The following is a 26,631-nucleotide window of genomic DNA, read 5'->3' on the forward strand; positions in this document are numbered from 1 at the left end:
CTATTCGGGCTCTTCACCGGACAAGTGACGAGAGCTTTACCCGACGTGATCTTGGCGCCCCGCGCGATGCGGGCTACGGCAGGAGCCTCAACGTCCAAGGGAGACGCCCCCAATGCCTGATCTCGCCCAAGTCACCGAACACATCCGCGCCGCCGTCGGCGAAAACTCCGGCCTCGGCAAGACCGTGAAGCTCGACCTCGGCGACGAGGGCAAGATCTTCATCGACGGCGCCTCCGTGCCGAACACCGTCACCAACGAAGACAAGCCCGCCGACGCCACCGTCTCGATCAAGTGGGACGACTTCATGGCCCTGTCGGAAGGCAAGCTGGACCCGATGATGGCCTTCATGCAGGGCAAGCTGAAGATCGCCGGCGACATGATGATCGCCCAGAAGCTGGCTCCGCTGCTGAAGCGCTGATGGCTTGCTGATCAATACTTGACTGCGGCGCGGCGCACCTCGGGGGCCGCGCCGTTTTCGTCTTCAGCGTCCGTCAGAGGCGCGACCGAAAAAACGAGGAAACGACATGGATTTCAGACATTCCGACCGCGCCCTGGACTGGCACGCCCGCGTGCGCCGTTTTCTCGACGAACAGGTCATCCCGCGCGAGGCCGACTATTTCGCCCAGGTGCGCGAGAATCCGAACCGCCAGGCCCCGGTCATGGAGGCCATGAAGGCCGCCGCGCGCGAGGCGGGCCTGTGGAACATGTTCCTGCCGGGCGGCCATGACGGTGAGAATGGGGGCGCCGGCCTGACAAACCTGGAATACGCCCCCTTGGCCGAAATGATGGGCCGCCACCTGTGGACGGCCGAGGTGTTCAACTGCAACGCCCCCGACACCGGCAATATGGAGGTGCTCCATATGTACGGGAACGCGGCCCAGCAGGACCGTTGGCTGAAGCCGCTGATGGCCGGGGAGATCCGCTCCGCCTTTCTGATGACCGAGCCCGAGGTCGCCTCGTCCGACGCCACCAATATCCAGACCCGGATCGAGCGCGACGGCGATCACTATGTCATCAACGGCCGCAAATGGTGGTCGACCAACATGGCCCATCCGAACGTCGCCGTGACCATCGTCATGGGCAAGACCGATCCGGCCGCCGCTGCGCACGCCCAGCAGTCCCAGATCATCGTCCCCGTCGATACGCCCGGCTTCCGGGTCGAGCGGATGCTGTCGGTCTTCGGCTATGACGAAAAGCCCATCGGCCACGCCGAGGTGGTGCTGGAGAACGTCCGCGTGCCGGTCGAGAACCTGATCGCGGGCGAGGGCCGGGGATTCGAGATCGCTCAGGGGCGCCTCGGCCCGGGCCGTATCCACCACTGTATGCGCGTGATCGGCGCGGCCGAGCGGGCGCTGGAGCTGATGGTGACCCGCCTTCTGAACCGCACCGCCTTCAGAAAACAGCTGGCCGAACATTCGGTGTGGGAGCAGCGGGTCGCCGAGGCCCGCACCAATATCGAGATGTGTCGCCTGCTGGTGCTGAAGGCCGCCTGGATGATGGACGAGGCGGGGGCCAAGAACGCCCGCTCCGAGATCGCCCAGATCAAGGTCGCAGCCCCGCGCATGGCGCTTCAGGTCATTGACGACGCCATCCAGGCCTTCGGCGGCGCCGGCGTCTCGGCCGACACCCCCCTGGCCGAACTCTACGCCACGGTGCGCACCCTGCGGATCGCCGACGGCCCGGACGAGGTGCACAACCGCGCCATCGCCCGGCTGGAGTACGCCAAACACGGCGGCAGACCCTCGGCCTGAGAAACGGCGTCACGCCGTCCGCTTCCGAGGGAACCCCTGGCGGCGCCTGACGTTTTCCGGACTGGACGACGCGAGGCCAGCCGGGGCGTCGCAAGCGGGGACGGAACGGCTGAGATGAATGCGCGCTTGGAGCCCGATACGCGGGCGGCGTCCGACGTGACCCGTTTCAGGGCGATCCGGGGCGCCATGCCTGCCTTGGCGGAAGGCCTGTCGCCCGAGGATCTGGCGGCCCAGTCCATGCCGGACTGCAGCCCCGGCAAATGGCACCTGGCCCACACCAGCTGGTTCTTCGAGGCGATGATCCTGTCGGCCGACCCGGACTATGCTCCGGTCGATCCGCGCTTCCAGCAGCTGTTCAACTCCTACTACGAGGCCCTGGGCGAGCGGGTGCCCCGGCCCCAGCGCGGCCTGATGACCCGGCCCTCGGTGAACGAGGTCCTGGCCTATCGGCGCGAGATCGACCGCCGCATGGCCGCCTGGCTGGCCTCGGGGCCGTCCAGCGGCCATCAGCGCTATCTGTTCGAACTGGGCCTGCACCACGACCAGCAGCATCAGGAGCTGTTCCTGATGGACCTGCTGAACCTGATGGCCTGTTCGCCGCTGGACCCGGCCGCCTATGCGGTCGAGCCGCGACAGGCCCCGCCTGAGGCCGCGCGCGGCGGCGCCGTCGTCTTCGAGGGCGGCCTGGTCTCGATCGGTCATGGCGGCGCCGGCTTCGCCTTCGACAATGAGGGGCCGTCGCACCGGGTCTGGCTGGAACCCTTCGCCCTGGCCGCCGACCTGGTGACCAACGGCGACTGGCTGGGCTTCATCGCCGACGGCGGCTACGCCCGGCCCGAGCTGTGGCTGTCCGACGGCTGGGCCACAGTCAAGGCCGAGGCCTGGACCGCGCCCCTCTACTGGCGCCGCGACGGCGACGACTGGACGGTCCTGAGCCTGATCGGCCGCGCCCCGGTCGATCCGACCGCCCCGGTGCGGCATGTCAGCTTCTATGAGGCTGACGCCTACGCCCGCTGGGCCGGCAAGCGCCTGCCGTCCGAGGCGGAGTGGGAGCATGCCGCGACCACGGCGCCCGACGCCTTCTCAAACCTGTCGGGCGAGGTCTGGCAGTGGACGTCCAGCGCCTACGCCCCTTACCCCGGCTTCCAGCCGACGCCTGGCACGGCGGCTGAGTACAACGGCAAGTTCATGGCCAATCAGATGGTCTTGCGCGGCGGCGCCTTCGCCACGCCGCCCGGCCACGCCCGCGTCACCTATCGCAACTTCTTCTATCCCCAACAGAGGTGGGCCTTCATGGGTCTGAGACTGGCCGAAGACGCCCCGCGCGGGCGCACGAGTTTCATTGAGGACGCCCAGACGGCCGCCTTCCGGCGCGACCTGGTCCAGGGCCTGTCGCGCGACCAGAAGGCCGTGCCGCCCAAATGGTTCTATGACGCCGAAGGCTCGCGCCTGTTCGAAGAGATCACGGCCCTGCCGGAATATTATCCGACCCGTCAGGAGACGGCCCTGCTGCGCGACCGGGCCGCCGCCCTGACCGCCGACTTCGGCCCCGAGGCCGTCCTGGTCGAGTTCGGTTCGGGCGCCAGCGAAAAGACCCGCATCCTGCTGGACGCCGCGCCCGACCTCGGCGCCTATGTGCCGCTGGACATCAGCGAGACGGCCCTGCTGGACGCCGTCGCCCGCCTGTCCGCCGACTATCCGGCCCTGCGGGTCCAGCCGGTTCTGGGCGATTTCGAACATCTGTCGCCCTTGCCGGACGATTTGCCGCAGGGCCGGCGCATCGGTTTCTTCCCCGGCTCGACCATCGGCAATCTGGAGCCCGAGGAGGCGGTGCGGTTCCTGGCCTCGGCGCGTCGGATGCTGGGGGAGGGGGCGCTGTTCATCCTCGGCGTCGATCTGGTCAAAGACCCTGCGACCCTGGTCGCCGCCTATGACGACAGCCGGGGCGTCACCGCGGCCTTCAACCTGAACCTCCTGGTCCGCGCCAACGCCGAACTGGACGCCGATTTCGACCTGGACGCCTTCGCCCACCGCGCCGTCTGGAACCCGGATCACTCGCGCATGGAAATGCACCTTCAGGCGCTGCGTCAAACCGCCGCCCGCGTCGGCGACAGGGCCTTCACCTTCATGGCCGGAGAGACCCTCCACACCGAAAGCTCGCGCAAGTTCACGCCGGATTCGGTCGAGGCCCTGGCCAAGGAGTCCGGCTGGTGCATGGCCGGTTTCGAGGTTTCGCCCGAACCCCGCGTGGCCCTGGCCTTGCTGCGGGGGTGAGGGGGCCACTTCCTTTCTGTCTATACAGATAAGATCGTCATCCTCGGCCTTGTGCCGAGGATCCATAATCCCGGCGCCGGGCGTCGTGCCCCCTGCAAGACCGAGCCTATGGATCCTCGGCACAACGCCGAGGATGACGGCCATGGGGGCGAGTGCATGGAAAAGAAAAAGGGCGGCGCATCCTCGACGCGCCGCCCTGCAGACTCTCACTGAAGCCGTGTCACTCGGCTTCGTTCGAAGCCGCGTCCTTCTTCGGCCCGTGCGAGGCCTCGCCGCCCTTGCGTCCGGCCTGGGCGGCCAGGCTGCGGTCTTGGGAGAAGCTTCGTTTTTCGCTGGGGACGCTTGCGCCCCCCTTGCGTGCGATTTCGCGCTGACGTTCGGGATCCATGGAGGCGAAGCCTCGCTTGGAAACGCCGGAGGGTCGCGAGGTCTGGCCGTCCATCGGTGTTCCTTTCAGTGCTGCCGTTGCGCTTGCCGAAATGAACCCTGTGACTCCGTGACGGTTCCGTAGGTAACTTCGTTTTACCAGCCGTGATCTGAACGTCTTTGTGGTTTGACTTCAAACGGCTGCATAGGGGCGGGAATCGCCTTCGCCGCCGCCGCCGGGCTCCATCGGCGGCATTTCGTCCGGAGCGTCGGCCGGGTCGATCTCGGGTTGTGGCGTCGGCTCGGGCTGGATTTCCGGTTGCGGCGTTCCGGGTGGCGTTGGTTCGACATAGGTCATGACGGTCTCCTCTGGCTTGAGAACGCTGTGTGACCCGCAATGTTCACTGTCCGACCTCGATGGGCGGGGGGAACTCGATTGAGGCGCGCCGGTTCAGTGTCCGAACCCCGGAGATCCCCATGACCCAGACCCCTATCGCCCCCACGTCCCCCGACGACATCGCCCTGGAAGACGACACCCTGACTCAGCGTCTGGACCGTCAGGCTGACGCCATCCTGGCCGAAGGCGAAGCCCGCAGCTTCGAGGACACCACCTCGATCCGCCAAGCCCTGCGCGAAGACGCCGAATTGATCCGCAGCAAGGTGATCAGCCGCGTCGAGACGGCCCGCGAGGGCATTCGCGACGAACCGATGAAGACCACCCTCTACGCCCTGGGCATAGGGGTGATCATCGGCATGCTGATGCGTCGCTGATCTTCCTATCGGTTTGATCGACATCGGATGCCGCCGCCTGGGCGGATGGCTTTGCTTGTCGCAGCTGCGCGAGGATCACGCCGATCCATCCCCACGCGGGTTCCTTATGAGTGCGGTGCAGCTCTTCCATCTCTGATCCCCAAAGGCCGCCTTTTCTTGGGACTTGACGGGGAGACGAGCAAACGAGGATTGGGAGAGCATTCATAAGGAGGGCTCGTGGCTGACATTCTGTCGCGAATACCCGTCGACGCCTTGCGTGTCTTTGAGGCGGCGGCGCGTCGATTGAGTTTCACCCTCGCTGCGGCCGAACTCGGCATGTCGCAGGCTGCGGTGAGTTGGCGGATTCGCGACTTAGAACAACGCCTCGGCCTGGCTGTCTTCGCAAGGTCGGGACGCGGTGTTCGCCTCACTGTGGAGGGGGAACGCCTGGCGGCGGCCTCGAGCGAAGCCTTCAGTCTTCTGCGGTGCGCGGCCCTGTCGGCGATGGAAGACAACGCCGGCGTCCTCTCTATCACGACCCTTCATTCCCTCGCCGTCCAGTGGCTGGGCCCGCGCGTGGGTCAGTTTCAGTTGTCCAACGCGGATCTGGCCGTTCGCATCGACACAAGCAGCGGGCTGTCCGTCCTGGGCGACGGGGGGTTTGACGTCGCCTTACGGTGCGGTCGGGGGCGCTGGCCGGGGCTTGAGAGCCTCTATCTGATGCCCGCGATTTTGACGCCTCTCTGCACGCCTGCTCTGCGGGATCGCTTTGCGCTGCGCACGCCGGCGGACCTGAAACATGCGCCTCTGGTCGGCGAAGCTTCGGAGTGGGATGCGTGGCTGGCCGCCGCCGACGTCGCGACAGAAGACAAGGCCATTGCGCCGAAACTGGCGGCGAGCAGCCAAGCTCTGGAAGTCGCCTCGGCCCTGGGCGGGCATAGCGTCGCCCTGGGGTCGCCTCTTCTCTACGCATCGGAGATAAGAAGCGGACTGCTGGTCCAGCCGTTTCCCCAGATTGTTCCTCTGACCGACGGCTTCTGGCTGTGTTATCCCGCCAAAAATCGGTGTAGGGCCAAGATCGCTCGTTTCAGGGATTGGGTGCTGGCCCAGGCCAGCGCCGATCCCGATGTCGTCGCCGCTACGGAACGAGCGGGACGGACATTGGGCGAACCGCCTGACTAAGCCGGTCCCGTCGGCTCTCTCTGGATCGGCGCCTTCTGCAACGCCGCATCCGACACGAACGGATTGGTCCGCCGCTCCTCGCCGAAGGTCGAGATCGGTCCGTGGCCCGGCACGAAGGTCACGTCGTCGCCCAGGGGCCACAGCTTCTCCACCACGCTGCGGATCAGGGCGGGCGGATCGCTCATCGGGAAGTCGGTGCGGCCGACCGAGCCCTTGAACAGCACGTCGCCCACCTGGGCGAACCGGGCCGCCCGGTTGAAGAAGATCACATGGCCCGGCGTATGGCCCGGGCAGTGGCGCACTTCCCAGCTCGTCTCGCCCAGGCTGACGGTATCCCCATCCTCCAGCCAGCGATCGGGCGTAAAGGGTCGGGCCTCGGGCAGGCCGTACATCCGGCCGGTCTCCACGATCCGGTCTATCCAGAACTGGTCGGCCTTCTGCGGACCGGTGATCTGGACCCCGGTCTTTTCCCGCATTTCGGCCGCACCGCCGGCGTGGTCCAGATGGCCGTGGGTGATCCAGATCTGGTCCAGGGTCAGGCCGCGCCGCGTCACCTCGGCCAGGATCGCATCCACCGATCCGCCCGGATCGATTACGGCGGCCTTGTTGGTCGCCGTGCACCAGACCGTGGTGCAGTTCTGCTGAAGCGGGGTGACGGGCGTCACAAAGACGCCGATGGGGGAGGCGGGCTGGGTCATGGCGCCTTCTTAGCCGCCCCGGTGACGCGAAACCACCGCTGCGGGCCACGCCCGCGTTGACCTTTGGAGCCCTTCTCGACATAAGGGCGGGCTTCGAGGCGCCGCTCCAAACGGGGCGGCCTTCTTGCTTTATCCATTCCGCGCCGACCGTCCCGACGGTTCATGCGCCCCAGAGCGTCAGAAATCCCGACCATGCAAGTCGTCGAAAAGTCGAACGAAGGCCTCAGCCGCGTGATCGCGGTCACCATTCCCGTCGCGGAGCTGAACGAGAAGCTCGAAGCCCGCGTCAAGGAAGTCGCCCCGCAGATGAAGCTGAAGGGCTTCCGTCCGGGCAAGGTGCCGGTCGCCCACGTCAAGAAGACTTTCGGCCGCGACTTCATGGGCGAGATCATCAACGCCCAGCTGAACGAGACCAGCCAGAAGGCTCTGGACGAGGCCAAGATCCGTCCGGCCGCCCCGGCCGAGATGAAGCTGACCTCCGACATGGACAAGGTCATCGCCGGTCAGGAAGACCTGGCCTATGAGATGTCGCTGGAGATCATGCCGGACTTCACCCCGGTCGATCCCAAGACCCTGAAGCTGGAACGCCCCACCTATGAGGCGTCTGACGCCGATCTGGACGAGGCCCTGACCGAACTGGCCGGCCAGGCCAAGTCCTACGAGGACAAGAAGGGCAAGACCGTCAAGGCCGCCGAGGGCGACCAACTGACCATCGACTTCCTGGGCAAGCTGGACGGCGAGCCCTTCGACGGCGGCGCCGCCGAGGACGCGGACCTGGTGATCGGCTCGGGCCGCTTCATCCCCGGCTTCGAAGAGCAGCTGAAGGGCGCCAAGGTCGGCGAGGAAAAGACCATTGAGGTCACCTTCCCCGAGAACTATCAGGCCGCCCATCTGGCCGGCAAACTGGCCACCTTCGACATCAAGGTGAAGGCCATCAAATCCGAGGTCGAAGCCAAGGTGGACGACGAGTTCGCCAAGCGTATCGGTCTGGAATCGCTGGATCGCCTGAAAGAGCTTCTGAGCCAGAACCTGAACCAGCAGTACGCCGGCGCCGCCCGCTTCAAGCTGAAGCGCGCCCTGCTGGATCAGCTGGACGAGGCCCACGACTTCCCCCTGCCGCCCAAGATGGTCGAAGCCGAGTTCGACGGCATCTGGCAACAGGTCGAGGCCGACAAGGCCGCCGGCCGCCTGCCGGAAGAAGACGCCGCCAAGTCCGACGACGACCTGAAGGCCGAATACAAGAAGATCGCCGAGCGTCGCGTGCGCCTGGGCCTTGTCCTGGCCGAGATCGGCCGCGCCCACAATGTCCAGGTCACCGACCAGGAGCTGAACGCCGCCCTGCTGCAGGAAGCCCGCAACTATCCGGGCCAGGAGCAGGCCGTCCTGAACTTCTACCGCCAGAACCCCAATGCGGCCGCCCAGATGCGCGCCCCGATCTATGAGGAAAAGGTCGTCGACCTGATCGTCGGCCTGGCCGAAGTCACCGACAAGCCCATCAGCAAGGAAGAGCTGCTGAAGGAAGACGAAGAGGGCTGATCGTCTCCGTCATCAAAGGCGTTAAGGGCGGAGGTCGACGACCTCCGCCTTTTTCGTATCGAAGGGGGCGCCTTGTAAGGCGGCCTTCATAACGCGATATGCAGAACAACAAGGCGAGCGACTGCGAGTCGCGCGCTCCCTGCATTCTTGAGAAGGCTCAATGCGCGATCCGATCGAACTGATGAACATGAACCTCGTCCCCATGGTGGTCGAGCAGTCCAGCCGGGGCGAGCGCTCCTTCGACATCTTCTCGCGCCTGCTGCGCGAGCGGATCATCTTCCTGACGGGGCCGTTCGAGGACGGCATGGCCTCCTTGATTTGCGCCCAGCTGCTGTTCCTGGAGTCGGAGAACCCCAAGAAGGAGATCTCCATGTACATCAACAGCCCCGGCGGTCAGGTGACCTCGGCGCTGGCGATCTACGACACCATGCAATACATCAAGAGCCCGGTCTCGACCGTGGTCATGGGCATGGCGGCCTCGGCCGGCTCCCTGATCCTGACGGCCGGCGAGGCGGGCCAGCGGATCGCCCTGCCGAACGCCCGGGTCATGGTGCACCAGCCCTCCGGCGGCTTCCGCGGCCAGGCCTCGGACATCGAGCGCCACGCCGAGGACATCCGCTACACCAAGAAGCGGCTGAACGAGATCTACGTCCACCACACCGGCCGCACCTATGAAGAGGTGGAGCGCACCCTGGACCGCGACCACTTCATGTCGGCCGAAGAGGCCAAGGCCTGGGGCATCGTCGACCACGTCTATGACCGGCGCGAACAGGCCGACGCCGACGGCATAAAGACGCCCGGCGCCTGAGCCCCGTTTTCAGCTAGAATGAGGGGGCGCGTCCTGGCGGCGCGCCCCTTTCTTTTCGTCCATCGGAACCGAGATGCAGTTCACAAGAGACCCCTCAGGCACGATCGAGGTGGAGGGCGAGACCTACGCCTGGGAAATCCGTCGTCAGCCGCGCCCCGTCGGCGGTGCGGTGTGGGAGGGGATGGCCGTCTCCCTGCGCCATGTGGATTTCAAGCGCGAGGCCATCATCCAGTTTCCGCCGCCCTTGCGTCCCAACGGCCGGCCGGACGTGGAGAAGCAGCGGGTCAATGTCGATGCGGTGCGCAACGCCGTCACCGCCGCCATCGAGGCGGGCTGGGACCCGACCTCGCGCGGCAAGGCCATGGTCTTCGACGTGGACGCCGACGGCCGCTGAAGCCGTTCAGGGCCGCTGGGTGAAGACCCGGAACCCCGGCGACTGGGCGAGGGCCAGCATTTCCGCGTCGCCGGAGGTGTCGCCATAGGCGGCGGTCAGGACCAGATCCTCGCCATAAGCGGCCTTCAGCCGTCGCACCTTCTCCTCGCCCCGGCAGTTGGCGCCGTCGAAGGCGCCGGTCACACGGCCCTCGGCGTCGAAGGTCAGGGGGGTTCCCAGAAGGGCCTCGGCGCCCAGCCGCCGCGCGAAGGGCTCAACCGTCGTCTCGGGCGAGGCGGTCACGATCACGCGATGGGCGCCGCGCTCGCCCCACTCGTTCCAGACCTTCAGGGCGTCCGGCCGCATGAAGCGGCCCCAGACCAGGTCGGCGAACCGTTCCGCCTCGGCCTCCAGGCTTTGCCGGTCCATGCCGGCCAGGAATTCCTTGACCGAGGCGGCCTTGATCCGCCCCCGATCGCGATCCCGCCCATAGGCCGCCAGGGCCGGCGCCAGCTTGACCAGGCCCAGGGCCCAGCCGCCCGGACCGGCCTTCCAGCGCAGAAACTGCGTGAAACTGTCGCGAATCGTCAGGGTGCCGTCGAAGTCGAAGGCGACGAGCGGCTGTTCCGAATTGATCCGGGACTGGCGTAAATCCTGCACGCTTCCCATGTCAGACATTCGCCGTGATCCCCAACGACACTGATCCATCCCCTTTCCGTGACCTCGCCCCTCCGCCTTCGGGGTTGTCGTGGAACGTGGGATGGGTGATTGTCATTTTTTGAAGACCTTTGCGTCCAGAATGCTGGAATCAACGCGGAGGAAGCGCGTAGCTGGCCATTTCGGTCCGCTCCGCGGGAGTGAGATAAGGGTCTATGACCAAAGCAGCCGGCTCTGACGCCAAAAGCACCCTGTACTGCTCGTTCTGCGGAAAGAGCCAGCACGAAGTCCGCAAACTGATTGCGGGCCCGACCGTCTTCATCTGCGATGAATGTGTCGAACTGTGCATGGACATCATCCGTGAAGAGCACAAGATCGGCTTCAAGAAGACGAGCGACGGCGTCCCCACGCCCAAGGAGATTCGCGACGTCCTGGACGATTACGTCATCGGCCAGTCGCACGCCAAGAAGGTGCTGTCGGTCGCCGTCCACAACCATTACAAGCGTCTGAACCACGCGACGAAGAACAACGATGTCGAACTGGCCAAGTCGAACATCATGCTGATCGGGCCGACCGGTTCGGGCAAGACGCTGTTGGCCCAGACCCTGGCCCGCATCATCGACGTGCCCTTCACCATGGCCGACGCCACGACGCTGACCGAGGCCGGCTATGTGGGCGAGGACGTCGAGAACATCATCCTGAAGCTGCTCCAGGCGTCGGATTACAATGTCGAACGGGCCCAGCGCGGCATCGTCTACATCGACGAAATCGACAAGATCAGCCGCAAGTCGGACAATCCCTCGATCACCCGCGACGTCTCGGGCGAGGGCGTGCAGCAGGCCCTGCTGAAGATCATGGAAGGCACCGTCGCCTCCGTGCCTCCGCAAGGCGGCCGCAAACATCCGCAGCAGGAGTTCCTGCAGGTCGACACCGCCAACATCCTCTTCATCGTGGGCGGCGCCTTCGCCGGGCTGGAGAAGGTGATCTCGGCGCGCGGCGAGGGGGCCTCGATCGGCTTCGGCGCCAAGGTCAAGGAAATCGACGAGCGCCGCACCGGCGACATCCTCAAGGGGGTGGAGCCTGACGACCTGATGCGTTTCGGCCTGATCCCCGAGTTCATCGGCCGTCTGCCTGTCCTGGCGACGCTGGAGGATCTGGACGAAACGGCCCTGGTCACCATCCTGACCGAGCCCAAGAACGCCCTGGTCAAACAGTACAAGCGTCTGTTCGAGATGGAGAATGTCGAACTGACCTTCACCGACGACGCCCTGATCGCCGTCGCCAAGAAGGCCATCACCCGCAAGACCGGCGCGCGCGGCCTGCGTTCGATCCTGGAAGGCATTCTGCTGGAGACCATGTTCGAACTGCCGACCTTCGAAGGCGTCGAGGAGGTGGTGGTCAACGCCGAGGTCATCGACGGCAAGGCCCAGCCCCTGCTGATCTATTCCGAAGCCTCCAAGAAGAAGGCCGACGGCGCCGCCTGATCGAGCCGCCGCTGAACGTCACAAGGGCCGGAGCGACGCCGCTCCGGCCCTTTTCTTTTAAGACCCTCCCTCGCAAGCGGGGGAAGATGTCCCATTCCGAGCCCGCGTCGGCCGCGCATTTCTGCAACTCGCCCCGTTGAAAATCAGAGCTTTGTCGATCCCAGGCGCTGATCGACCCGTCGCGGCGCCGGGGCGGCTTATGCTGGCGGGATCAGCCGAGGCGGCGCAGAGGCGTGACGGAGGTGACTTTCAAATCGGACACATCGGACACATCGGACACTGTTTTTCAGCCGTCCGAAAACCGCGCGCCGACCGGCCGCAGACGCCGGCGGCGTGGGCTGAAAGACACGTGCATGTGGGCGGATGGGCGGCCACGCTTGAACCGCAGGTCTTTCAAACCACATACTCATTCGAACGCCGTCGGAATCGACGGGTCGTCACGCGCTGGTCGGGCCTCTTGCCCGGGCGACCGTGGCGGCGGGCCGGCGATCACCAATGGCCCAGGAGTACGCATCATGACTGACACCAAGATCCTGCCCGTCCTGCCGTTGAGAGACATCGTGGTCTTTCCGCACATGGTCGTGCCGCTCTTCGTGGGCCGCGAAAAATCGGTGAAGGCCCTCGACGAGATCATGAAGGGCGAAAAGCAGATCCTTCTGGCGACCCAGAAGAACAGCGTTGACGACGACCCGTCGCCCGACGCCATCTATCCCATCGGCGTCCTGGCCAGCGTCCTGCAGCTGCTGAAGCTGCCGGACGGCACGGTCAAGGTCCTAGTCGAGGGCAAGGGCCGCGCCCGCCTGACCCGCTTCACCGACCGCACCGACTATTTCGAGGCCGAGGCCGTCGAGATCGAGGACGAGCCGGGCGAGACCTCTCAGGCCGAGGCCATGCTGCGCGCCGTGGTCGAGCAGTTCGAAAACTATGTGAAGCTGAACAAGAAGGTGCCGCCCGAGGCCCTCAGCTCCATCCCCCAGATCACCGACGCCTCCAAACTGGCGGACTCGGTCGCGGCCCACCTGTCGGTCAAGATCATCGACAAACAGGGTCTGCTTGAAACCATCGACGTGCCCAAGCGGCTGGAGAAGGTCTATGGCCTGATGGAGGGGGAAATCTCCGTCCTGCAGGTCGAGAAGAAGATCCGCTCGCGCGTGAAGCGTCAGATGGAGAAGACCCAGCGCGAATATTATCTGAACGAGCAGATGAAGGCGATCCAGCGCGAGCTGGGCGAGACCGACGACGCGCGCGACGAAATCATGGACCTGGAGAAGCGCATCCGTAAGACGCGCCTGTCCAAGGAGGCCCGGACCAAGGCCGAGGCCGAGGTCAAGAAGCTGCGCAACATGTCGCCGATGTCGGCCGAATCGACGGTGGTGCGCAACTACCTCGACTGGCTGCTGTCCGTGCCGTGGGGCAAGGCCAAGCAGAAGCCGATCGACCTGGTGCGGGCGGAAGAGATCCTCGAGGAGGACCACTTCGGCCTGGAGAAGGTCAAGGAACGGATCATCGAATATCTGGCCGTCCAGGCCCGCACCGGCAGCCTGAAGGGGCCGATCCTGTGCCTCGTCGGTCCTCCCGGCGTCGGCAAGACCTCTCTGGCCAAGTCCATCGCCAAGGCCACGGGCCGTGAATATGTCCGCATGTCGCTGGGCGGCGTGCGCGACGAGAGCGAAATCCGCGGCCACCGCCGGACCTATATCGGCTCCATGCCCGGCAAGATCATCCAGTCGATGAAGAAGGCCAAGACCACCAACGCCTTCGTCCTGCTGGACGAGATCGACAAACTGGGCGCCGACTGGCGCGGCGATCCGTCCTCGGCCCTGCTGGAAGTGCTGGACCCGGCCCAGAACTCGACCTTCGGCGACCACTATCTGGAGGTGGACTACGACCTGTCCCAGGTCATGTTCGTGACCACCGCGAACAGCCTGAACATGCCGCAGCCGCTAATGGACCGGATGGAGATCATCCGGGTCTCCGGCTACACCGAAGACGAGAAGGTCGAGATCGCCAAGCGTCACGTCCTGCCCAAACAGATGAAGGATCACGGCCTGAAGGACGGCGAGCTGGTCGTTCCGGAAGAGACCATCCGCGACCTGATCCGCTACTATACCCGTGAGGCCGGGGTGCGGTCGCTGGAGCGGGCCCTGGGCGGTCTGGCCCGCAAGGCCGTTCGCGAAATGGCCAAGACTGGGGCCGCCTCGATCACCGTCGATGCGGAAAAACTGGCCGAATACGCCGGGGTGAAGAAGTTCCGCTACGGCGAGACGGATGAGGAGGATCAGGTCGGCATCGTCACCGGCCTGGCCTGGACCGAGTTCGGCGGCGACATCCTGACCATCGAGGCGATCAAGATGCCCGGTCGCGGCCGCATGACCGTGACCGGCAACCTCAAGGACGTGATGAAGGAGTCGATCTCGGCGGCGGCCTCCTATGTCCGTTCGCGGGCTCTGGACTTCGGCGTCAAGCCGCCGGTGTTCGAGAAAACCGACATCCACGTCCACGTGCCGGACGGCGCCACGCCCAAGGACGGTCCGTCCGCCGGCGTCGCCATGACCGTGGCCATGGTCTCGGTCCTGACGGGCGTGCCGATCCGCAAGGACATCGCCATGACCGGCGAGATCACCCTGCGCGGCCGCGTCACCGCCATCGGCGGCCTGAAGGAGAAGCTGCTCGCGGCCCTGCGTTCCGGGGTCAAGACGGTGCTGATCCCCCAGGAGAACGAAAAGGACCTCGCCGACGTGCCGGACAATGTGAAGTCAGGTCTGGAGATCGTGCCGATTTCCACAGCGGACGAGGCCCTGAAATGGGCCCTGGTCGGCGCCCTGACCCCGGTCGAATGGGACGAGACGGCTGAACCCCTGCCGACGCCCGTTCCCCCCGCGGAGGGCGCTACGGCGGCCGTCAGCCACTGAAACGCGACTTAAGTCGCACGCCGGAACGCCGCCGACAGCCCGTCGGCGGCGTTTTCGCTTTTGACGCGAGCGCCTATCGGACGTTTACTGACCGTTTGGAGGGATGACGATGACGAAAGCGGAACTCATCGGTCGCATGGCGACGGCGGCGAACATCAGTCGGGACCAGGCCAAGGCGGCGCTGGAGGCCTTCACCGACGGTGTTGTCGAGGCCCTGTCTCACGGTCACGACGTCAAGCTGATCGGCTTCGGCAGCTTCACCACGATCGAGCGCAAGGCGGGGGTGGCGCGCAATCCTCAAACCGGCCAGGCCATAGCGCGGGCCGCCTCCCGCACCGCCCGCTTCCGCGCCGGCGAAGGCCTGAAAAGCGCCTTGAACGCCTGACGCCCAGAGGGCATAAGCCCCGCTCTGGTTTCAAGGGCGGCTAGCTCAGCTGGAAGAGCATCTCGTTTACACCGAGAGGGTCGGCGGTTCGAGCCCGTCGCCGCCTACCAATCAAAAAGGCCGCCGGATCGCTCCGGCGGCCTTTCGCATTGGGTCTGAGGCTCCGATCAGAACCGGAAGCTGGCCCGCAGCAGCAGCGAATAGCGGACATAGTCCTCCAGCAGCTCGGCGTCGCCCGTCAGGGACAGCATGCCCAGCTCGTTGCCCAGGTTCATGCGGAAGCCCAGCAGCAGGCCGCCGCCCTCGACGGCGTCCGGCGACAGGATGAAGTCCGGCCCGCCGCTGGCGAAGCGGGCGATGGTCTCGCCGGCGTCGACCGACAGATTCTGGCGATAGCCGATCCGCAGTTCGGGACGGATCCAGCCGTCGCGACCGAAGCCGTAGCCGACGTTCATCGCCGCCACCGCCGAGAAGATGTGGCTGTCGCGGGAATCGATGTCCAGATCGAAGCCGTCGCCGCCGCCCTTTTCGGATCGGGCGTCTTCCGACAGGCGGAAGTATTCAGCGTAGATTTCGGGACGGACGTTCAGCCGGCCGTAGTTGCGCTCATAGGAGGCGCCCCCGGCGGCGGCGGCGGTCCAGCCGTGCCAGTCGGAGGTATTGTTCAGATAGACGCCGCCGGCGACCAGCGAGCGGTCGGCGCTGAAGCTGGCGTAGCCGCCGGCCGCCCGAGCCCAGGTGGTCCAGTACTGGCCCTGGGCGCGCCAATAGAGGCCCAGCTCCAGAAGATTGGCGGACAGGACCTCTTCGGCCTCCGCTTCCGGATCCTTGATGTCCGAGGAGGTGAAGGCCGCCGTCACGCCGAAAGCGCCCAGGCTAGAGCCCTTCTCGACGCCGCCGGCCACGCCGAATCCTTCAGAACGGAAGCCGTAGGAGTCGGTCTTGTCCTTGTCTGCGTAGAAGTTGATCTCCTGCAGCCAGGCGCTGGTCTCGCCGGGCGCGGCGGAGGCGTTGCGACCGGTCAGGGCGCGGGTCACCGCGTCCACCCCGGCCGACAGCGACATCAGCGGGCCGCCCGAATGGTCCGGCAGCATCTGCTCATAGGCGTCGATGAAGCCGTCGCGGCCCGTCTGGGACAGGAACAGGTTGCGAACCGTCTCATTGGCGCCCAGGGCGGCGTAGACGGCGTCATAGGCCGAGGCCTCGACCGGGATCAGCCCGGCCTCCTGGGCGGTGCGCCGCCGTGCGTCGATATAGAGGCTGTTGGCGCCCTGATCGACGCCCGCTTCGACGACGTAGAGATACGGCGAGTTCTCGGCGAGCAGCTGTTTGTCGATTTGACCGACGTTGAGCGTGCCGGCCTTGATGATGTCGAACCGTTCCGGCCCCTCCAGCAGGGAAGAGAAGCGCACGCCCAGCTGGGCGCCCGTGGCCAGGGTTGCGGCGCCGCTGACGTTGAAGCCGCCGGCGCGATCCGCCTTGGGGTCCAGGGTCGTGATCAGGACGCCGTCAGCCCCCACGTTCAGGCTGGAGATGTTGGTGGCGGTCGTCTGGGTCGCGTTCAGCGTGCCCTTGGAGACGTTGATGTCCAAGGCGCCGTCGCTGTCGGTTATCGCGCCCTGCACCACGGCGCCGCCGCTGATCGCCAGCCGGTCCGCGCCGGCGCCGAAGGCGATGTCCCCGACGACCGTGCCGTTCTCGACATTGAAGGTGTCGGCGCCCGAGCCGAGCTTGATTGCGCCCACGATCTGGGGCTCGCTGGCGTCCGGCACTCCGTCCTTGTCGGTGTCTGTCGCAGTGCTGTCGGCCGCGGCGGGAATACCGTACTGGCGCAGGGTGACGCCGCTGGTGTTGGCCGACAGGTCGATGGCCGTGACCGTGCCGGAGACGTCCGCCAGACTGCTGGAGCTGGCGGTCAGGGAGCCGGCGATCACGCCCGCATTGTTCAGCTGGGTCAGGGAGCCCGACTGATCGCGGATCACGGTCGCCGAACCGTCGTCGCCGCCGTAGGAGGCGATCATTGTTCCGGTGTTGGTCAGGCTGCCGACGTTCGCGCCGGCGCCGATCAGAACGCCCGTGGCGACCTCGGTTCCCTTGCCGGCCACGACGGCCTGGATGGTCCCGGTGTTGACCAAGGCGGGGGCGGAGACGCCGGAACCGACCTGGATGGCGGTGGCGTTGGCGTCGACGGCCGAGGCGGCGATCGAGCCTTCGTTGCGCACGCCGCCCGCAATCGTCACGGCCTGTCCGCCGTCCACGCCGAGTTGAAGCCCGCGTCCCTGAATGCCGGAATAGACGCCCGATCCGGTGATGGCGCCCCGGTTGATCAGGCCATAGGCGGCGTCGCCCGTTCCCACCGCGCCCAAGTTCACAGTGTTGGCGGTGGAGCCGATCAGCAGGGCCGGCGCGGCGCCCAGAGAGGTGAGGGCGGCCGTTGTCTCGCTGGCGTCGGGCACGCCGTCGCCGTCGCGGTCCAGATCATCGCGGTTCTTGACGCCGTCGCCGTCGTCGTCCTCGTCGCCGTTCTTGACGCCGTCCTTGTCGTCGTCGCCGTCGATGCCGGCGGCCGAATAGGCCAGGGCCTTGTCCAGCAGGACGCCGCCCGCGACATTGGCGCCGACGCGCACGGCCGGTCCGCCCTGAAGCAGGTCATCGGCGTCCAACTCATCCAGGAACAGGGTGGTGGCGTTGTCGAACGTTCCGGTGGAGGGGCGCGCCGGAGGCGGGGTGGTGTAGCGATAGCCGGTGGTGGCGATGGTGGAATGGATCTTCAGAGCGCCGCCCACGGCGCCTTCGACCGAGACCCCGGTCGCGCCCGCGCCGGTGGCCGAGATGGAGCCCGCTAGATCCACATTGCCCGAGACCGGAGCCGTGGTGCGGACGCCCGCCGTGTTGTCGCCGACGACCCGGATGGTGCCCAGGCTCTGAACCTTGCCGTTCACCGCCGATTCGACGCCGAGCCCGTAGGAATTATTGCCTTCGACCGTAATGGAGCCGCTGGATTCGACCAGGACGTTGCCGGTGAAGGGCGATGCCCCGGTCACCCGCACGCCATAGCGGCCGGTTCCCGTGGCGAAGGGGCCGTCCAGATCGCCGTCGCCGTCTGTGTCCTTGATGTCAGCCGTTTCCTGGCTGTCGGTGATGGAGATCGTCCCGCCGACCGTGACCGACCCGGTGTTGCCGCCGTTGACCAGGATGCCGGTGGCGCCGTCGGCGGCCTTGTCCATGGTGATGGAGCTGCCGCTGTCCAGATCGACCGTGTTGTTGGAATCAAGCGTCACGGCCGCGCCCGAGTTGACGGCGACCGAGCCGCCGCTGGCCAGACGGACGTTATCCGCCGCCGTTCCGGTGGCGTTCGCCGTGCGGATCGGGGTGGTCCGGGCGGTCGAGACGACGACCTCGGCCTGAGCGCCGCTTACGGCCATCAAGGGGGCGATCGCCACGGCGGTCGCGAGCAGAATACGCATTCGGAAGAAAACCCCTGGTGGTCACGCGATCACGATGCAGGCGACCCTTTAGCAGGGTCCGGGCCAGCCTTCCCCAACTTTATCGAATTTGAGGCGAATGCAAGGCCGCGCTCCATCTGCTGCGGCGCCGAAAGGGCGGGGTGGTCGGGCCAAGGTCCTGATTTTCAGTCGTGATGGGCGGGGTTCGGAGGGTTTTTCTCGCTCCCTATTGAGCTTTGCCGCAGCCGGGTCTAGGGGCGAAGATCATGGTCAACCGCCTCTGAGGATGAGGCATCCATTCCGCGCCTTTCGGCGTTTGCGAGCGCAGACCTGACGAGAACCCCCGAATGACCCTGACTGATCTCGACGTCCACGAAAGCGAACTTCGTCTGATTCCCGGACTGGACGTGGAGGTGGCGGACACCTTGAGGGCGTTGAAACAGGCGTCGCAGGACGAGCGGCCGCGGCTGTTGGACACCACCATGCTGTACGCGCCCCGGTCCGGCGGCGTGAAGCGATACCTGCTGTCGAAGAAGGCGTGGATCGAGGCCAATCGGCCGGGGGTCAGCCATTCCCTCATCGTGCCGGGCGCCCGACACAGGGCGCGGGCGGACGGGATCGTTCAGCTGCGCGCCACGCGACTGCCGTTCGGAGACGGCTATCGTTGGCCCAGTTCGGTCAAGCGCTGGAGCGCCTGGGTCGCGGCCATGAAGCCGTCGATCATTGAGGCGGGCGACCCCTATACGCCGGGACAGGGCGCCCTGGAGGCCGGCCAGAGGGTCGGCTGTCCCGTCGTCGGCTTCTGCCATTCGGACCCAGCCGGCCTGGCGGCGCTTCATTTCGGCGAGTGGGCCAAGAAGCCCGTCGAAAAGCGCTGGGCCCGTCTGTTCTCCCAGTTCGACCGCGTCGTCTCGCCCAGCCGCTTCATCGCGCGGCGGCTTGAGGAGGCGGGGGTGGACAATATCGTCATTCGTCCGCTGGGCGTCGAGGTCGACACCTTCCGGCCCGACCGCCGCGATCGGTCCTGGCTGCTGAAGGAACTGGGCCTCGGCCCGGACGCACGCCTTCTGTGTTTTGCCGGCCGTCCCGCCAAGGAGAAGAACGTCGATGTTCTGATCGAGGCGGTCCAAAAGCTGGGCGCCCCTTATCATCTGGTCCTGGTCGGCGCCGGTTCGGGCATGCCCGCCGAGGACCGGGTGATCTCCCTGCCTTATGAGAAGGACCCGCGGGCGGTGGCCAAGATCATCGCCAGCTGCGACGCCTTCGTTCACGCCAATGACAAGGAGCCCTTCGGTCTGATCGTGCTGGAGGCCATGGCCTGCGGTCGGCCCGTGGTGGGGGTAAACGCCGGGGGCGTGGCCGAGACGGTCGATTCGACCGTGGGCCAGCTGGCCGCCAGCGCCGAGGCCGACGACTACGCCCAGGCGATCGAGGCCTTGTTCGCCCGCGACATCGAGGCCATCGGCCGCGCCGCCCGCGAAAAGGCGGTCAGCCGGTTCGCCTGGAACCGCGTCTTTGAAGACCTGTGCATGGTCTATGGAGAGCTGACCGGAGAGGCCGCCTTCGTTCAGCCCGAGGCGGCGTTCGCCGTCCACTGATCCGAAGCGGGCGCCGCCCGTCTCCGGGGACGGTATTGCGGTCAGCGCCGATCATACCCCGGAAGGGGATGATGTTTTTCCAAGAAATAGGGGATTTGCGCGCTTGCGGGGCGGCGCGCCGCTTCCTCGTTACAGAAGAAGTGGCGCGAGTGACGGGGCTCGAACCCGCGACCTCCGGCGTGACAGGCCGGCACTCTAACCAACTGAGCTACACCCGCGTACCTGGGTCGAAACTTTAGAGTTGTTCCGAAAACTGTGTGGGAAGGCGGTGTGCGCCACTCCATCTATTTCTAGAGAGAGTGGCGCGAGTGACGGGGCTCGAACCCGCGACCTCCGGCGTGACAGGCCGGCACTCTAACCAACTGAGCTACACCCGCGTTTCCCGACCGAAGCGGCTGTGCGCCCCGGCGAGGGGCGTCGTTTAGGCGGGCTTACACAGCGCGTCAAGCGACCTTTTTCGATAAGACGGGCCTCAGCGCGACGGGGCTGTGGGCGAAGGGACCGCCGCCGGTTGGGGCGGGGTGTGCGGACCCGCCAGACCGCCTGCAGCAGGCTCCTGGGCGGCGACGGCGGGGGCGGGCGGTTCGTAATAGACGCCGACGCCCGGCCCAAGCGGCAGGTCCAGCGTGACCCAGGCCGCCACCATGATCAGGCCGGCGACCAGAAATGCCCCTGCATAGGGCAGCATGGTCGCCATCAGAGACCCCAGGCCGAAGCGCGGATCCCAGCGCTGGGCGAAGGTCAGGATCAGGGGGAAGTAGCTCATCAGCGGCGTGGCGATGTTGGTGACCGAATCGCCCATCCGATAGGCGGCGGTCGTCATCTCGGGCGAAATCCCCAACAGCATGAACATCGGCACCACGATCGGAGCCAGGGCGGACCATTTGGCCGAGGCCGAACCGATGAACAGGTCGAAGAAGCAGGAGACGAAGACCACGCAGATCAGCAGCAGGGGGGCGGGCAGGGCCAGGCTTTTCAGTTCGGCGGCGGCGTTGACCGCCAGGATCGGTCCCAGCCCCGACCAGTTGAACATGGCTACGAAATGGGCAGCGAAGAAGGCCAGCACGATATAGGGCGCCAGCTGGGCGATGCCGTCGCGCATCATGCGGACCAGGTCCCGATGCGACTGGATTGACCGCGAACCGGCGCCATAGGCGGCGCCGGTCAGGAAGAAGGTCACGGCGAAGAAGGCCACCAGCGAACGGTACAGGGGATTGAACCTCTGTTCGGGCTCCGCCGTCGGATCGACGAAGGGCGAGCCGGGCAGGAGGGTGATCAGGGCCCAGAGGGCGATCATCCCCATCAGGGCCAGTCCGGCCCAGGCCAGGCCGCGCTTCTCATCGGCGGTCAGGGGCTGTTTCTCGGAGGCGGCGGGGGCGGCGGCGTCCGCCGACGGCGCCCACGGCCCCAGGCGCGGCTCGATCACCCGGTCCGTCAGGAACCAGACGATGGGGGTGAAGACCAGGACGACCCCGATGATGAAGAACCAGTTGCCGGCGATGTTCACCGAATAGGAGGGGTCGATCAGGTGGGCCGCCGGCTCAGTGATCCCCAGGATCAAGGCGTCGCTGGCGCCGGGAAACAGATTGCCGGCATAGCCGCCCGACACGGCCGCGAAGCCGGCGGCCAGACCGGCCAGGGGGTGCCGGCCCGCCGCGGCGAAGATGACCGCCGCCAGGGGGATGACCACGACATAGGAGGCGTCCGACGCATGGTGGGAGACCATGCCCGTCACAACCACGATCGGGGTCAGGATCGCGCGCGGCGCATTCAGCAGGGCGCCGCGAATCGCCGTGGCGAACAGGCCCGCCCTTTCCGCCACCGAAGCCCCGTAGATTATGGTGACGACGATCCCCAACGGCGGGAAGTCCGCCAGGGTGCGCGGCATGCCGATGATCAGCCGCTCAAGGTTTTCGGGCGACAGCAGGCTCTGGGCCGCCAGCCGATCGCCCGTCACCGGATTCACCGCAGACCAGCCCAGGGCCGCGCCGATCATGCTGAGCAGAATCAGGCCGCCGACCAGCCAGAGGAAGAGAAAGACTGGATCGGGCAGACGATTTCCGATCCTCTCGACCGTGTTCAGAAGGCGCGCGGCTGGATTCATCGTCGGACTTTCGGGTGCGAAATCAGGCCGTCAGTAGGGCCGCGCGCCGCCGAAGACGGCAAGCGCCCCACCTGCGACATATAGCCCGAAAACCTGCGACCGATTCGCAACAAAAAACCCGTCGTCACAGGGGTTTGAACCGCGCCGACGTTGGGTCTAAGAAGCCCCGAATCCCGCCTCTCCCCGGCGGCCGAGGTTCTTTGAATGAACGCATTTCTGCTCGAATATCTGCCGGTGCTGATCTTCGCCGGCGTGGCCGCCTTCATCGGCGTGCTTTTCATCGCCCTGCCGCTGCTGCTGGCGCCGAAAAATCCGGACGCCGAGAAGCTGTCCGCCTATGAGTGCGGGTTCAACGCCTTTGACGACGCGCGGATGAAGTTCGACGTCCGCTTCTATCTGGTGTCCATCCTGTTCATCATCTTCGACCTGGAAGTGGCCTTCCTCTTCCCCTGGGCCGTGTCGATGTTCGACCTGTCGCAGGCGGGCATGATCTTCGCCTTCTGGTCGATGATGGTCTTCCTGGGCGTCCTGACCATCGGCTTCATCTATGAATGGAAGAAGGGAGCCCTGGAATGGGAGTGATCGCGCCTTCGTCGCCGCTTCCCGGCGCAATGGTTCCCGCCAACTCGGCCGCCCGGTCGACGGTCGAGGGCTATGACCCCAAGGTCCATGACAAGTTCTTCGAGGCGGTGAACACCGAACTGGGCGAGCGCGGCTTCCTGACCGCCTCGCTGGACGACGTGATCACCTGGGCCCGCACCGGCTCGCTGATGTGGATGACCTTCGGCCTGGCCTGCTGCGCCGTCGAGATGATCCAGATGTCGATGCCGCGCTTCGACGTCGAACGCTTCGGCATGGCCCCGCGCGGCAGCCCGCGTCACTCGGACCTGATGATCGTCGCCGGCACCCTGACCAACAAGATGGCCCCGGCCATCCGCAAGGTCTATGACCAGATGCCCGATCCCCGCTACGTCGTGTCGATGGGCAGCTGCGCCAACGGCGGCGGCTATTATCACTACAGCTACAGCGTCGTGCGCGGCTGCGACCGCGTGGTGCCGGTGGACGTCTATGTGCCCGGCTGCCCGCCGACGGCCGAGGCCCTGCTGTACGGCCTGCTGCAGCTGCAGAAGAAGATTCGCCGCACGGGGACCATCGACCGATGAGCTCGCTGGCCGTTCAAGCCCAGTTCGAGGCCGCCTTGACGCCGATGGGCGCCGAGCTGGTCGGGGCGCTCGCCGGCGACGGCTGGGGCGTCGAGGCCCAGGTCGCCTTTGGCGAACTGACCCTGGTCGCGCCGCGCGAACACATCGTCGAGGTGATGACCGCCCTGCGCGACCGGTTCGGGTTCCAGCAACTGCTGGACGTCTGCGGCGCCGACTACCCGGATCGCGAAGAGCGGTTCGAGGTGGTCTATCACCTGCTGTCCCTGACGCGGAACGCCCGCATCCGGGTCAAGGTCGCCACCGACGAGGTCCAGCCGGTCCCGACCGTCTGCCACGTCTATCCGTCCGCCGGCTGGTTCGAGCGTGAAGCCTACGACATGTACGGGATGATCTTCGCAGGCCATCCCGACATGCGGCGCCTGCTGACCGACTACGGGTTCGAGGGGCATCCGCTGCGCAAGGACTTCCCCATGACGGGCTATGTCGAGGTCCGTTACGACGAAGAGCAGAAGCGGGTCGTCTATGAACCCGTCAAGCTGACGCAGGAATTCCGCACGTTCGACTTCCTGTCGCCGTGGGAAGGCGCCGACTATCCGGCGCCCGTCCTGCCCGGCGACGAAAAGGCTGGAGTGAAGGGCTGATGGCTGACGGCGCCCGTATCCCTGCGTCCGCGAACAGCGGCGGCGGCGGAGATCCCTTCGAAGACATGCCGATGGATCACCGGACCGACCATGCCCGCGACATGGACGACCGCAAGTTCACCATCAACTTCGGCCCGCAGCACCCGGCCGCGCACGGCGTGCTGCGTCTGGTGCTGGAGCTGGACGGCGAGATCGTCGAGCGCGTCGATCCGCATATCGGCCTGCTGCATCGCGGCACCGAAAAGCTGATGGAGGCCCGCACCTATCTGCAGAACGTGCCCTATCTGGACCGGCTCGACTATGTGGCGCCGATGAACCAGGAGCACGCCTTCTGCCTGGCCATCGAGAAGCTGCTGGGCATCGAGGTTCCGTACCGGGCTCAGCTGATCCGCGTCCTCTATTCGGAGATCGGCCGGATCGGGAACCACCTGCTGAACGCGACCATGCAGGCCATGGACGTCGGCGCCCTGACGCCCCCGCTCTGGGGTCACGAAGAGCGCGAGAAGCTGATGGTCTTCTACGAGCGCGCCAGCGGGGCGCGTCTCCACGCCAACTACTTCCGCCCCGGCGGCGTCCATCAGGACCTGCCGATGGACCTGATCGACGACATCGGTCGCTGGTGCCTGGAGTTCCCCAAGGCCCTGGCCGACATCGAGAGCCTGGTCACCGAAAACCGCATCTTCAAGCAGCGCAACGTCGACATCGGCGTGGTGTCCAAGGAACAGGCCCTGGCCTGGGGCTTCTCGGGCGTGATGCTGCGCGGCTCGGACATCGCCTGGGACCTGCGCAAGTCGCAGCCCTACGAGTGCTACGCCGAGATGGAGTTCGACATTCCGGTCGGCAAGAACGGCGACTGCTGGGACCGCTACCTCTGCCGCATCGAGGAGATGAAGCAGTCGGTGCGCATCATGGAGCAGTGCATCCATAAGCTGCGCAACTGCCCCGGCGAGCCGGTGATGGTCGAGGACAACAAGATCGTGCCGCCGCGTCGCGGCGAGATGAAGCGGTCGATGGAATCCCTGATCCATCACTTCAAGCTGTACACCGAAGGCTTCAAGACGCCGGAAGGCGAGGTCTATGCGGCCGTCGAGGCGCCCAAGGGGGAGTTCGGCATCTATCTGGTGTCGGACGGCACCAACAAACCCTATCGCGTCAAGATCTCGGCGCCGGGCTTCCGTCACCTGCAGGCGATGGACTGGATGAACCGCGGCCACCAGCTGGCCGACGTCTCCGCCATCCTGGGCTCGCTCGACATCGTTTTCGGAGAAGTGGACCGATGAGCGTTCGTCGTCTCGCCAAGGAACAGCCGGCCTCGTTCGCCTTTTCGAAGGACACCCAGGCCAAGGCCGAATGGTGGATCAAGAAATATCCGGAAAACCGTCGCCAGTCGGCGGTGATCCCGATCCTGTGGCTGGTGCAGAAGCAGGAAGGCTGGGTCTCAGAACCCGCCATTCGCGCGGTCGGCGAACTGCTGGGCATGCCCTTCATCCGAGTGATGGAGGTCGCGACCTTCTACACCATGTTCATGCTGGAGCCGGTCGGCAAGACCGCCCTGATCCAGGTGTGCGGCACCACGCCGTGCATGCTGCGCGGCGCCAATCAGCTGATGAAGGTCTGCAAGGAGAAGATCGGTCCCAAGGACCATCTGTCCGCCGACGGCCGCTTCACCTGGCAGGAGGTCGAATGCCTGGGCGCCTGTTCCAACGCGCCCATGGCCCAGATCAACGACTACTATTACGAAGACCTGACGCCCGAGACCATGGCCCAGATCATCGACGACTTCGCGGCGGGCAAGGCGCCCAAGCCGGGCTCCTACATCGGTCGCCACAACGCAGCGCCGGCCGGCGGGGCCAAGACCCTGCTGGACCCGAAGCTGTATGACGGCTCGGCCGCCAAGCCGATCAAGAAACTGCCCAACAGCGATCCCGCGCCGGTCGAGAAGGCTCCGGCCTGATGCCTGCCCCTGACCTCGACAGCGACGAAGGCCGCGCCGCATACCGCAAGGAGCTGCGCCAGGTCGCGCGCCCCCTGCGCGCGGGCGGACTCGCGCTCGTGGTCGGCGCCGCCATGCTGATCCTGTTCACCCGGCAGGGCACGCCCGGCCTGGGCGACTGGGCCTATACGGCCTCCTACGTCATGCTGGGCCTGGGCTGGGCCTGCGTCATCGGCGCCGTCTACAGCCGCACCCGGCATCACCGACGCCGTATGCGCGAGCTGGAAGGCGCTTCGTCATGAGCGCGTCGATCTACTGTGGTTTCTTGAACTCGATGCAGCGTGCCGGGGGGCGCCATGTCGACGGATCAGAAGCGGGCAGGGCGCCGCGCGCCCAAGCGCGGCCGAGGCGGGTGGAGCCCCGCCGGGACAGGGCGATTGCTGGTCAACCTGGCCGGCGCGGCCAGTCTGTCGCTGAGCGCTGGGTCCGTATCGACGCAAACTCCGCCCACATCCCCTTCGGTCGTCCCCGCGACCGCTCCCTCTACGCCTTCACCCGGTCCTGCTGATG

Annotated in this window: 24 protein-coding genes and 3 tRNA genes; 19 read left to right on the forward strand and 8 right to left on the reverse strand. The window is 66.2% G+C overall.

The window, feature by feature from the left end:
• Window positions 1-112 precede the first annotated feature (112 nt).
• The 3 genes from JMT67_RS01540 to egtB all read left to right on the forward strand — a co-directional run bounded on the left by JMT67_RS01540 (window position 113) and on the right by egtB (window position 4,025).
• Window positions 113-418: an SCP2 sterol-binding domain-containing protein gene (locus JMT67_RS01540; RefSeq protein ID WP_152950044.1), complete on the forward strand. Its 306-nt coding sequence runs from the start codon at window positions 113-115 to the stop codon at window positions 416-418.
• 106 nt (window positions 419-524) lie between these two features.
• Entirely contained in the window at window positions 525-1,751 is a 1,227-nt protein-coding gene (locus tag JMT67_RS01545) for an acyl-CoA dehydrogenase family protein (RefSeq protein ID WP_201462511.1), read from the forward strand.
• A 114-nt stretch (window positions 1,752-1,865) separates the two neighbouring features.
• Window positions 1,866-4,025 carry an ergothioneine biosynthesis protein EgtB gene (gene egtB / locus JMT67_RS01550; protein WP_201462512.1) on the forward strand — a complete coding sequence of 720 codons (2,160 nt, stop codon included), beginning with the start codon at window positions 1,866-1,868 and terminating at the stop codon, window positions 4,023-4,025.
• A gap of 220 nt (window positions 4,026-4,245) precedes the next feature.
• On the opposite strand, the gene JMT67_RS01555 is transcribed toward egtB, so the two are convergent.
• Entirely contained in the window at window positions 4,246-4,467 is a 222-nt protein-coding gene (locus JMT67_RS01555; protein WP_152950050.1) for a con-10 family general stress protein, read from the reverse strand.
• A 117-nt stretch (window positions 4,468-4,584) separates the two neighbouring features.
• Complete coding sequence (locus JMT67_RS01560; protein ID WP_182713809.1) at window positions 4,585-4,749, reverse strand: hypothetical protein; 165 nt, start codon at window positions 4,747-4,749, stop codon at window positions 4,585-4,587.
• A gap of 119 nt (window positions 4,750-4,868) precedes the next feature.
• On the opposite strand from JMT67_RS01560, the gene JMT67_RS01565 reads away from it, so the two are divergent.
• Together JMT67_RS01565 and JMT67_RS01570 are read left to right on the forward strand one after the other, a co-directional pair.
• Window positions 4,869-5,162 (forward strand): hypothetical protein, encoded by a 294-nt coding sequence (locus JMT67_RS01565; RefSeq protein ID WP_152950052.1) that lies wholly within the window; start codon window positions 4,869-4,871, stop codon window positions 5,160-5,162.
• A gap of 216 nt (window positions 5,163-5,378) precedes the next feature.
• On the forward strand, window positions 5,379-6,323 hold the full coding sequence (locus JMT67_RS01570; protein WP_201462513.1) for a LysR substrate-binding domain-containing protein: 945 nt from the start codon (window positions 5,379-5,381) through the stop codon (window positions 6,321-6,323).
• Here JMT67_RS01570 and JMT67_RS01575 read toward each other — a convergent pair.
• On the reverse strand, window positions 6,320-7,021 hold the full coding sequence (locus tag JMT67_RS01575) for an MBL fold metallo-hydrolase (RefSeq protein WP_325100291.1): 702 nt from the start codon (window positions 7,019-7,021) through the stop codon (window positions 6,320-6,322). The two genes, JMT67_RS01570 and JMT67_RS01575, sit on opposite strands and share 4 nt — an antisense overlap.
• A gap of 192 nt (window positions 7,022-7,213) precedes the next feature.
• Between JMT67_RS01575 and tig the strand changes: the two genes are divergently transcribed.
• From tig to JMT67_RS01590, 3 genes are all read left to right on the forward strand, one after another.
• Window positions 7,214-8,557 carry a trigger factor gene (gene tig / locus JMT67_RS01580; RefSeq protein WP_201462514.1) on the forward strand — a complete coding sequence of 448 codons (1,344 nt, stop codon included), beginning with the start codon at window positions 7,214-7,216 and terminating at the stop codon, window positions 8,555-8,557.
• Between the two features lie 160 nt (window positions 8,558-8,717).
• Complete coding sequence (locus tag JMT67_RS01585; RefSeq protein WP_054765520.1) at window positions 8,718-9,365, forward strand: ATP-dependent Clp protease proteolytic subunit; 648 nt, start codon at window positions 8,718-8,720, stop codon at window positions 9,363-9,365.
• Window positions 9,366-9,438: 73 nt separating this feature from the next.
• The gene (locus JMT67_RS01590; RefSeq protein ID WP_054765521.1) at window positions 9,439-9,759 is read left to right on the forward strand and encodes a hypothetical protein; all 321 of its coding nucleotides are present in this window, start codon (window positions 9,439-9,441) and stop codon (window positions 9,757-9,759) included.
• A gap of 6 nt (window positions 9,760-9,765) precedes the next feature.
• Here JMT67_RS01590 and JMT67_RS01595 read toward each other — a convergent pair whose 3' ends face one another.
• A complete protein-coding gene (locus JMT67_RS01595; RefSeq protein ID WP_201462515.1) occupies window positions 9,766-10,416 on the reverse strand; it encodes an HAD-IB family hydrolase in 651 nt (216 codons plus the stop codon).
• A 194-nt stretch (window positions 10,417-10,610) separates the two neighbouring features.
• On the opposite strand from JMT67_RS01595, the gene clpX reads away from it, so the two are divergent.
• The 4 genes from clpX (at window position 10,611) to JMT67_RS01615 (ending at window position 15,286) form a co-directional block, all read left to right on the forward strand.
• Entirely contained in the window at window positions 10,611-11,879 is a 1,269-nt protein-coding gene (clpX, locus tag JMT67_RS01600; RefSeq protein WP_054765523.1) for an ATP-dependent Clp protease ATP-binding subunit ClpX, read from the forward strand.
• A 515-nt stretch (window positions 11,880-12,394) separates the two neighbouring features.
• Window positions 12,395-14,791, forward strand: a complete 2,397-nt coding sequence (lon, locus tag JMT67_RS01605; protein ID WP_183215790.1) for an endopeptidase La — start codon at window positions 12,395-12,397, stop codon at window positions 14,789-14,791.
• 109 nt (window positions 14,792-14,900) lie between these two features.
• Window positions 14,901-15,176, forward strand: a complete 276-nt coding sequence (locus tag JMT67_RS01610) for an HU family DNA-binding protein (protein WP_054766918.1) — start codon at window positions 14,901-14,903, stop codon at window positions 15,174-15,176.
• Window positions 15,177-15,210: 34 nt separating this feature from the next.
• Window positions 15,211-15,286, forward strand: a tRNA-Val gene (locus JMT67_RS01615).
• Window positions 15,287-15,343: 57 nt separating this feature from the next.
• On the opposite strand, the gene JMT67_RS01620 is transcribed toward JMT67_RS01615, so the two are convergent.
• Entirely contained in the window at window positions 15,344-18,643 is a 3,300-nt protein-coding gene (locus JMT67_RS01620) for an autotransporter domain-containing protein (RefSeq protein WP_201462516.1), read from the reverse strand.
• Between the two features lie 326 nt (window positions 18,644-18,969).
• Here JMT67_RS01620 and JMT67_RS01625 point away from each other — a divergent pair, with 326 nt between their 5' ends.
• Window positions 18,970-20,220: a glycosyltransferase gene (locus tag JMT67_RS01625; RefSeq protein ID WP_183215786.1), complete on the forward strand. Its 1,251-nt coding sequence runs from the start codon at window positions 18,970-18,972 to the stop codon at window positions 20,218-20,220.
• 141 nt (window positions 20,221-20,361) lie between these two features.
• Here JMT67_RS01625 and JMT67_RS01630 read toward each other — a convergent pair.
• From JMT67_RS01630 to JMT67_RS01640, 3 genes are all read right to left on the reverse strand, one after another.
• A tRNA-Asp gene (locus tag JMT67_RS01630) sits at window positions 20,362-20,438 on the reverse strand.
• A gap of 82 nt (window positions 20,439-20,520) precedes the next feature.
• Window positions 20,521-20,597: transfer RNA gene (locus JMT67_RS01635), tRNA-Asp, on the reverse strand.
• Window positions 20,598-20,692: 95 nt separating this feature from the next.
• Complete coding sequence (locus JMT67_RS01640) at window positions 20,693-22,324, reverse strand: AbgT family transporter (protein WP_054765526.1); 1,632 nt, start codon at window positions 22,322-22,324, stop codon at window positions 20,693-20,695.
• A gap of 204 nt (window positions 22,325-22,528) precedes the next feature.
• Between JMT67_RS01640 and JMT67_RS01645 the strand changes: the two genes are divergently transcribed.
• From JMT67_RS01645 to JMT67_RS01670, 6 genes are all read left to right on the forward strand, one after another.
• Window positions 22,529-22,906 (forward strand): NADH-quinone oxidoreductase subunit A, encoded by a 378-nt coding sequence (locus JMT67_RS01645; RefSeq protein ID WP_054765527.1) that lies wholly within the window; start codon window positions 22,529-22,531, stop codon window positions 22,904-22,906.
• On the forward strand, window positions 22,876-23,487 hold the full coding sequence (locus JMT67_RS01650) for a NuoB/complex I 20 kDa subunit family protein (protein WP_152950061.1): 612 nt from the start codon (window positions 22,876-22,878) through the stop codon (window positions 23,485-23,487). Before JMT67_RS01645 ends, JMT67_RS01650 begins: the two co-directional genes overlap by 31 nt.
• Complete coding sequence (locus tag JMT67_RS01655) at window positions 23,484-24,128, forward strand: NADH-quinone oxidoreductase subunit C (protein WP_182713804.1); 645 nt, start codon at window positions 23,484-23,486, stop codon at window positions 24,126-24,128. The genes JMT67_RS01650 and JMT67_RS01655 overlap by 4 nt, the downstream gene beginning before the upstream one ends.
• 65 nt (window positions 24,129-24,193) lie before the next feature.
• Window positions 24,194-25,408 carry an NADH-quinone oxidoreductase subunit D gene (locus JMT67_RS01660; RefSeq protein ID WP_054766920.1) on the forward strand — a complete coding sequence of 405 codons (1,215 nt, stop codon included), beginning with the start codon at window positions 24,194-24,196 and terminating at the stop codon, window positions 25,406-25,408.
• The gene (gene nuoE / locus JMT67_RS01665; protein WP_201462517.1) at window positions 25,405-26,082 is read left to right on the forward strand and encodes an NADH-quinone oxidoreductase subunit NuoE; all 678 of its coding nucleotides are present in this window, start codon (window positions 25,405-25,407) and stop codon (window positions 26,080-26,082) included. The genes JMT67_RS01660 and nuoE overlap by 4 nt, the downstream gene beginning before the upstream one ends.
• Complete coding sequence (locus tag JMT67_RS01670) at window positions 26,082-26,363, forward strand: hypothetical protein (protein WP_183215779.1); 282 nt, start codon at window positions 26,082-26,084, stop codon at window positions 26,361-26,363. Before nuoE ends, JMT67_RS01670 begins: the two co-directional genes overlap by 1 nt.
• The last annotated feature ends 268 nt before the right edge of the window (window positions 26,364-26,631 follow it).

Source organism: Brevundimonas aurantiaca (assembly GCF_904830995.1).
In the GTDB taxonomy this organism is placed as follows: Bacteria; Pseudomonadota; Alphaproteobacteria; order Caulobacterales; family Caulobacteraceae; genus Brevundimonas; species Brevundimonas aurantiaca.

What these genes read in the sequence shown, in the direction of transcription:
- JMT67_RS01540 (WP_152950044.1), top strand. Translation starts at nt 113, where the DNA reads ATGCCTGATCTCGCCCAAGTCACCGAACACATCCGCGCCGCCGTCGGC.
- JMT67_RS01545 (WP_201462511.1), top strand. Translation starts at nt 525, where the DNA reads ATGGATTTCAGACATTCCGACCGCGCCCTGGACTGGCACGCCCGCGTG.
- egtB (WP_201462512.1), top strand. Translation starts at nt 1,866, where the DNA reads ATGAATGCGCGCTTGGAGCCCGATACGCGGGCGGCGTCCGACGTGACC.
- JMT67_RS01555 (WP_152950050.1), bottom strand. Translation starts at nt 4,467, where the DNA reads ATGGACGGCCAGACCTCGCGACCCTCCGGCGTTTCCAAGCGAGGCTTC.
- JMT67_RS01560 (WP_182713809.1), bottom strand. Translation starts at nt 4,749, where the DNA reads ATGACCTATGTCGAACCAACGCCACCCGGAACGCCGCAACCGGAAATC.
- JMT67_RS01565 (WP_152950052.1), top strand. Translation starts at nt 4,869, where the DNA reads ATGACCCAGACCCCTATCGCCCCCACGTCCCCCGACGACATCGCCCTG.
- JMT67_RS01575 (WP_325100291.1), bottom strand. Translation starts at nt 7,021, where the DNA reads ATGACCCAGCCCGCCTCCCCCATCGGCGTCTTTGTGACGCCCGTCACC.
- tig (WP_201462514.1), top strand. Translation starts at nt 7,214, where the DNA reads ATGCAAGTCGTCGAAAAGTCGAACGAAGGCCTCAGCCGCGTGATCGCG.
- JMT67_RS01585 (WP_054765520.1), top strand. Translation starts at nt 8,718, where the DNA reads ATGCGCGATCCGATCGAACTGATGAACATGAACCTCGTCCCCATGGTG.
- JMT67_RS01590 (WP_054765521.1), top strand. Translation starts at nt 9,439, where the DNA reads ATGCAGTTCACAAGAGACCCCTCAGGCACGATCGAGGTGGAGGGCGAG.
- JMT67_RS01595 (WP_201462515.1), bottom strand. Translation starts at nt 10,416, where the DNA reads ATGTCTGACATGGGAAGCGTGCAGGATTTACGCCAGTCCCGGATCAAT.
- clpX (WP_054765523.1), top strand. Translation starts at nt 10,611, where the DNA reads ATGACCAAAGCAGCCGGCTCTGACGCCAAAAGCACCCTGTACTGCTCG.
- lon (WP_183215790.1), top strand. Translation starts at nt 12,395, where the DNA reads ATGACTGACACCAAGATCCTGCCCGTCCTGCCGTTGAGAGACATCGTG.
- JMT67_RS01610 (WP_054766918.1), top strand. Translation starts at nt 14,901, where the DNA reads ATGACGAAAGCGGAACTCATCGGTCGCATGGCGACGGCGGCGAACATC.
- JMT67_RS01620 (WP_201462516.1), bottom strand. Translation starts at nt 18,643, where the DNA reads ATGCGTATTCTGCTCGCGACCGCCGTGGCGATCGCCCCCTTGATGGCC.
- JMT67_RS01625 (WP_183215786.1), top strand. Translation starts at nt 18,970, where the DNA reads ATGACCCTGACTGATCTCGACGTCCACGAAAGCGAACTTCGTCTGATT.
- JMT67_RS01640 (WP_054765526.1), bottom strand. Translation starts at nt 22,324, where the DNA reads ATGAATCCAGCCGCGCGCCTTCTGAACACGGTCGAGAGGATCGGAAAT.
- JMT67_RS01645 (WP_054765527.1), top strand. Translation starts at nt 22,529, where the DNA reads ATGAACGCATTTCTGCTCGAATATCTGCCGGTGCTGATCTTCGCCGGC.
- JMT67_RS01650 (WP_152950061.1), top strand. Translation starts at nt 22,876, where the DNA reads ATGGAAGAAGGGAGCCCTGGAATGGGAGTGATCGCGCCTTCGTCGCCG.
- JMT67_RS01655 (WP_182713804.1), top strand. Translation starts at nt 23,484, where the DNA reads ATGAGCTCGCTGGCCGTTCAAGCCCAGTTCGAGGCCGCCTTGACGCCG.
- JMT67_RS01660 (WP_054766920.1), top strand. Translation starts at nt 24,194, where the DNA reads ATGCCGATGGATCACCGGACCGACCATGCCCGCGACATGGACGACCGC.
- nuoE (WP_201462517.1), top strand. Translation starts at nt 25,405, where the DNA reads ATGAGCGTTCGTCGTCTCGCCAAGGAACAGCCGGCCTCGTTCGCCTTT.
- JMT67_RS01670 (WP_183215779.1), top strand. Translation starts at nt 26,082, where the DNA reads ATGCCTGCCCCTGACCTCGACAGCGACGAAGGCCGCGCCGCATACCGC.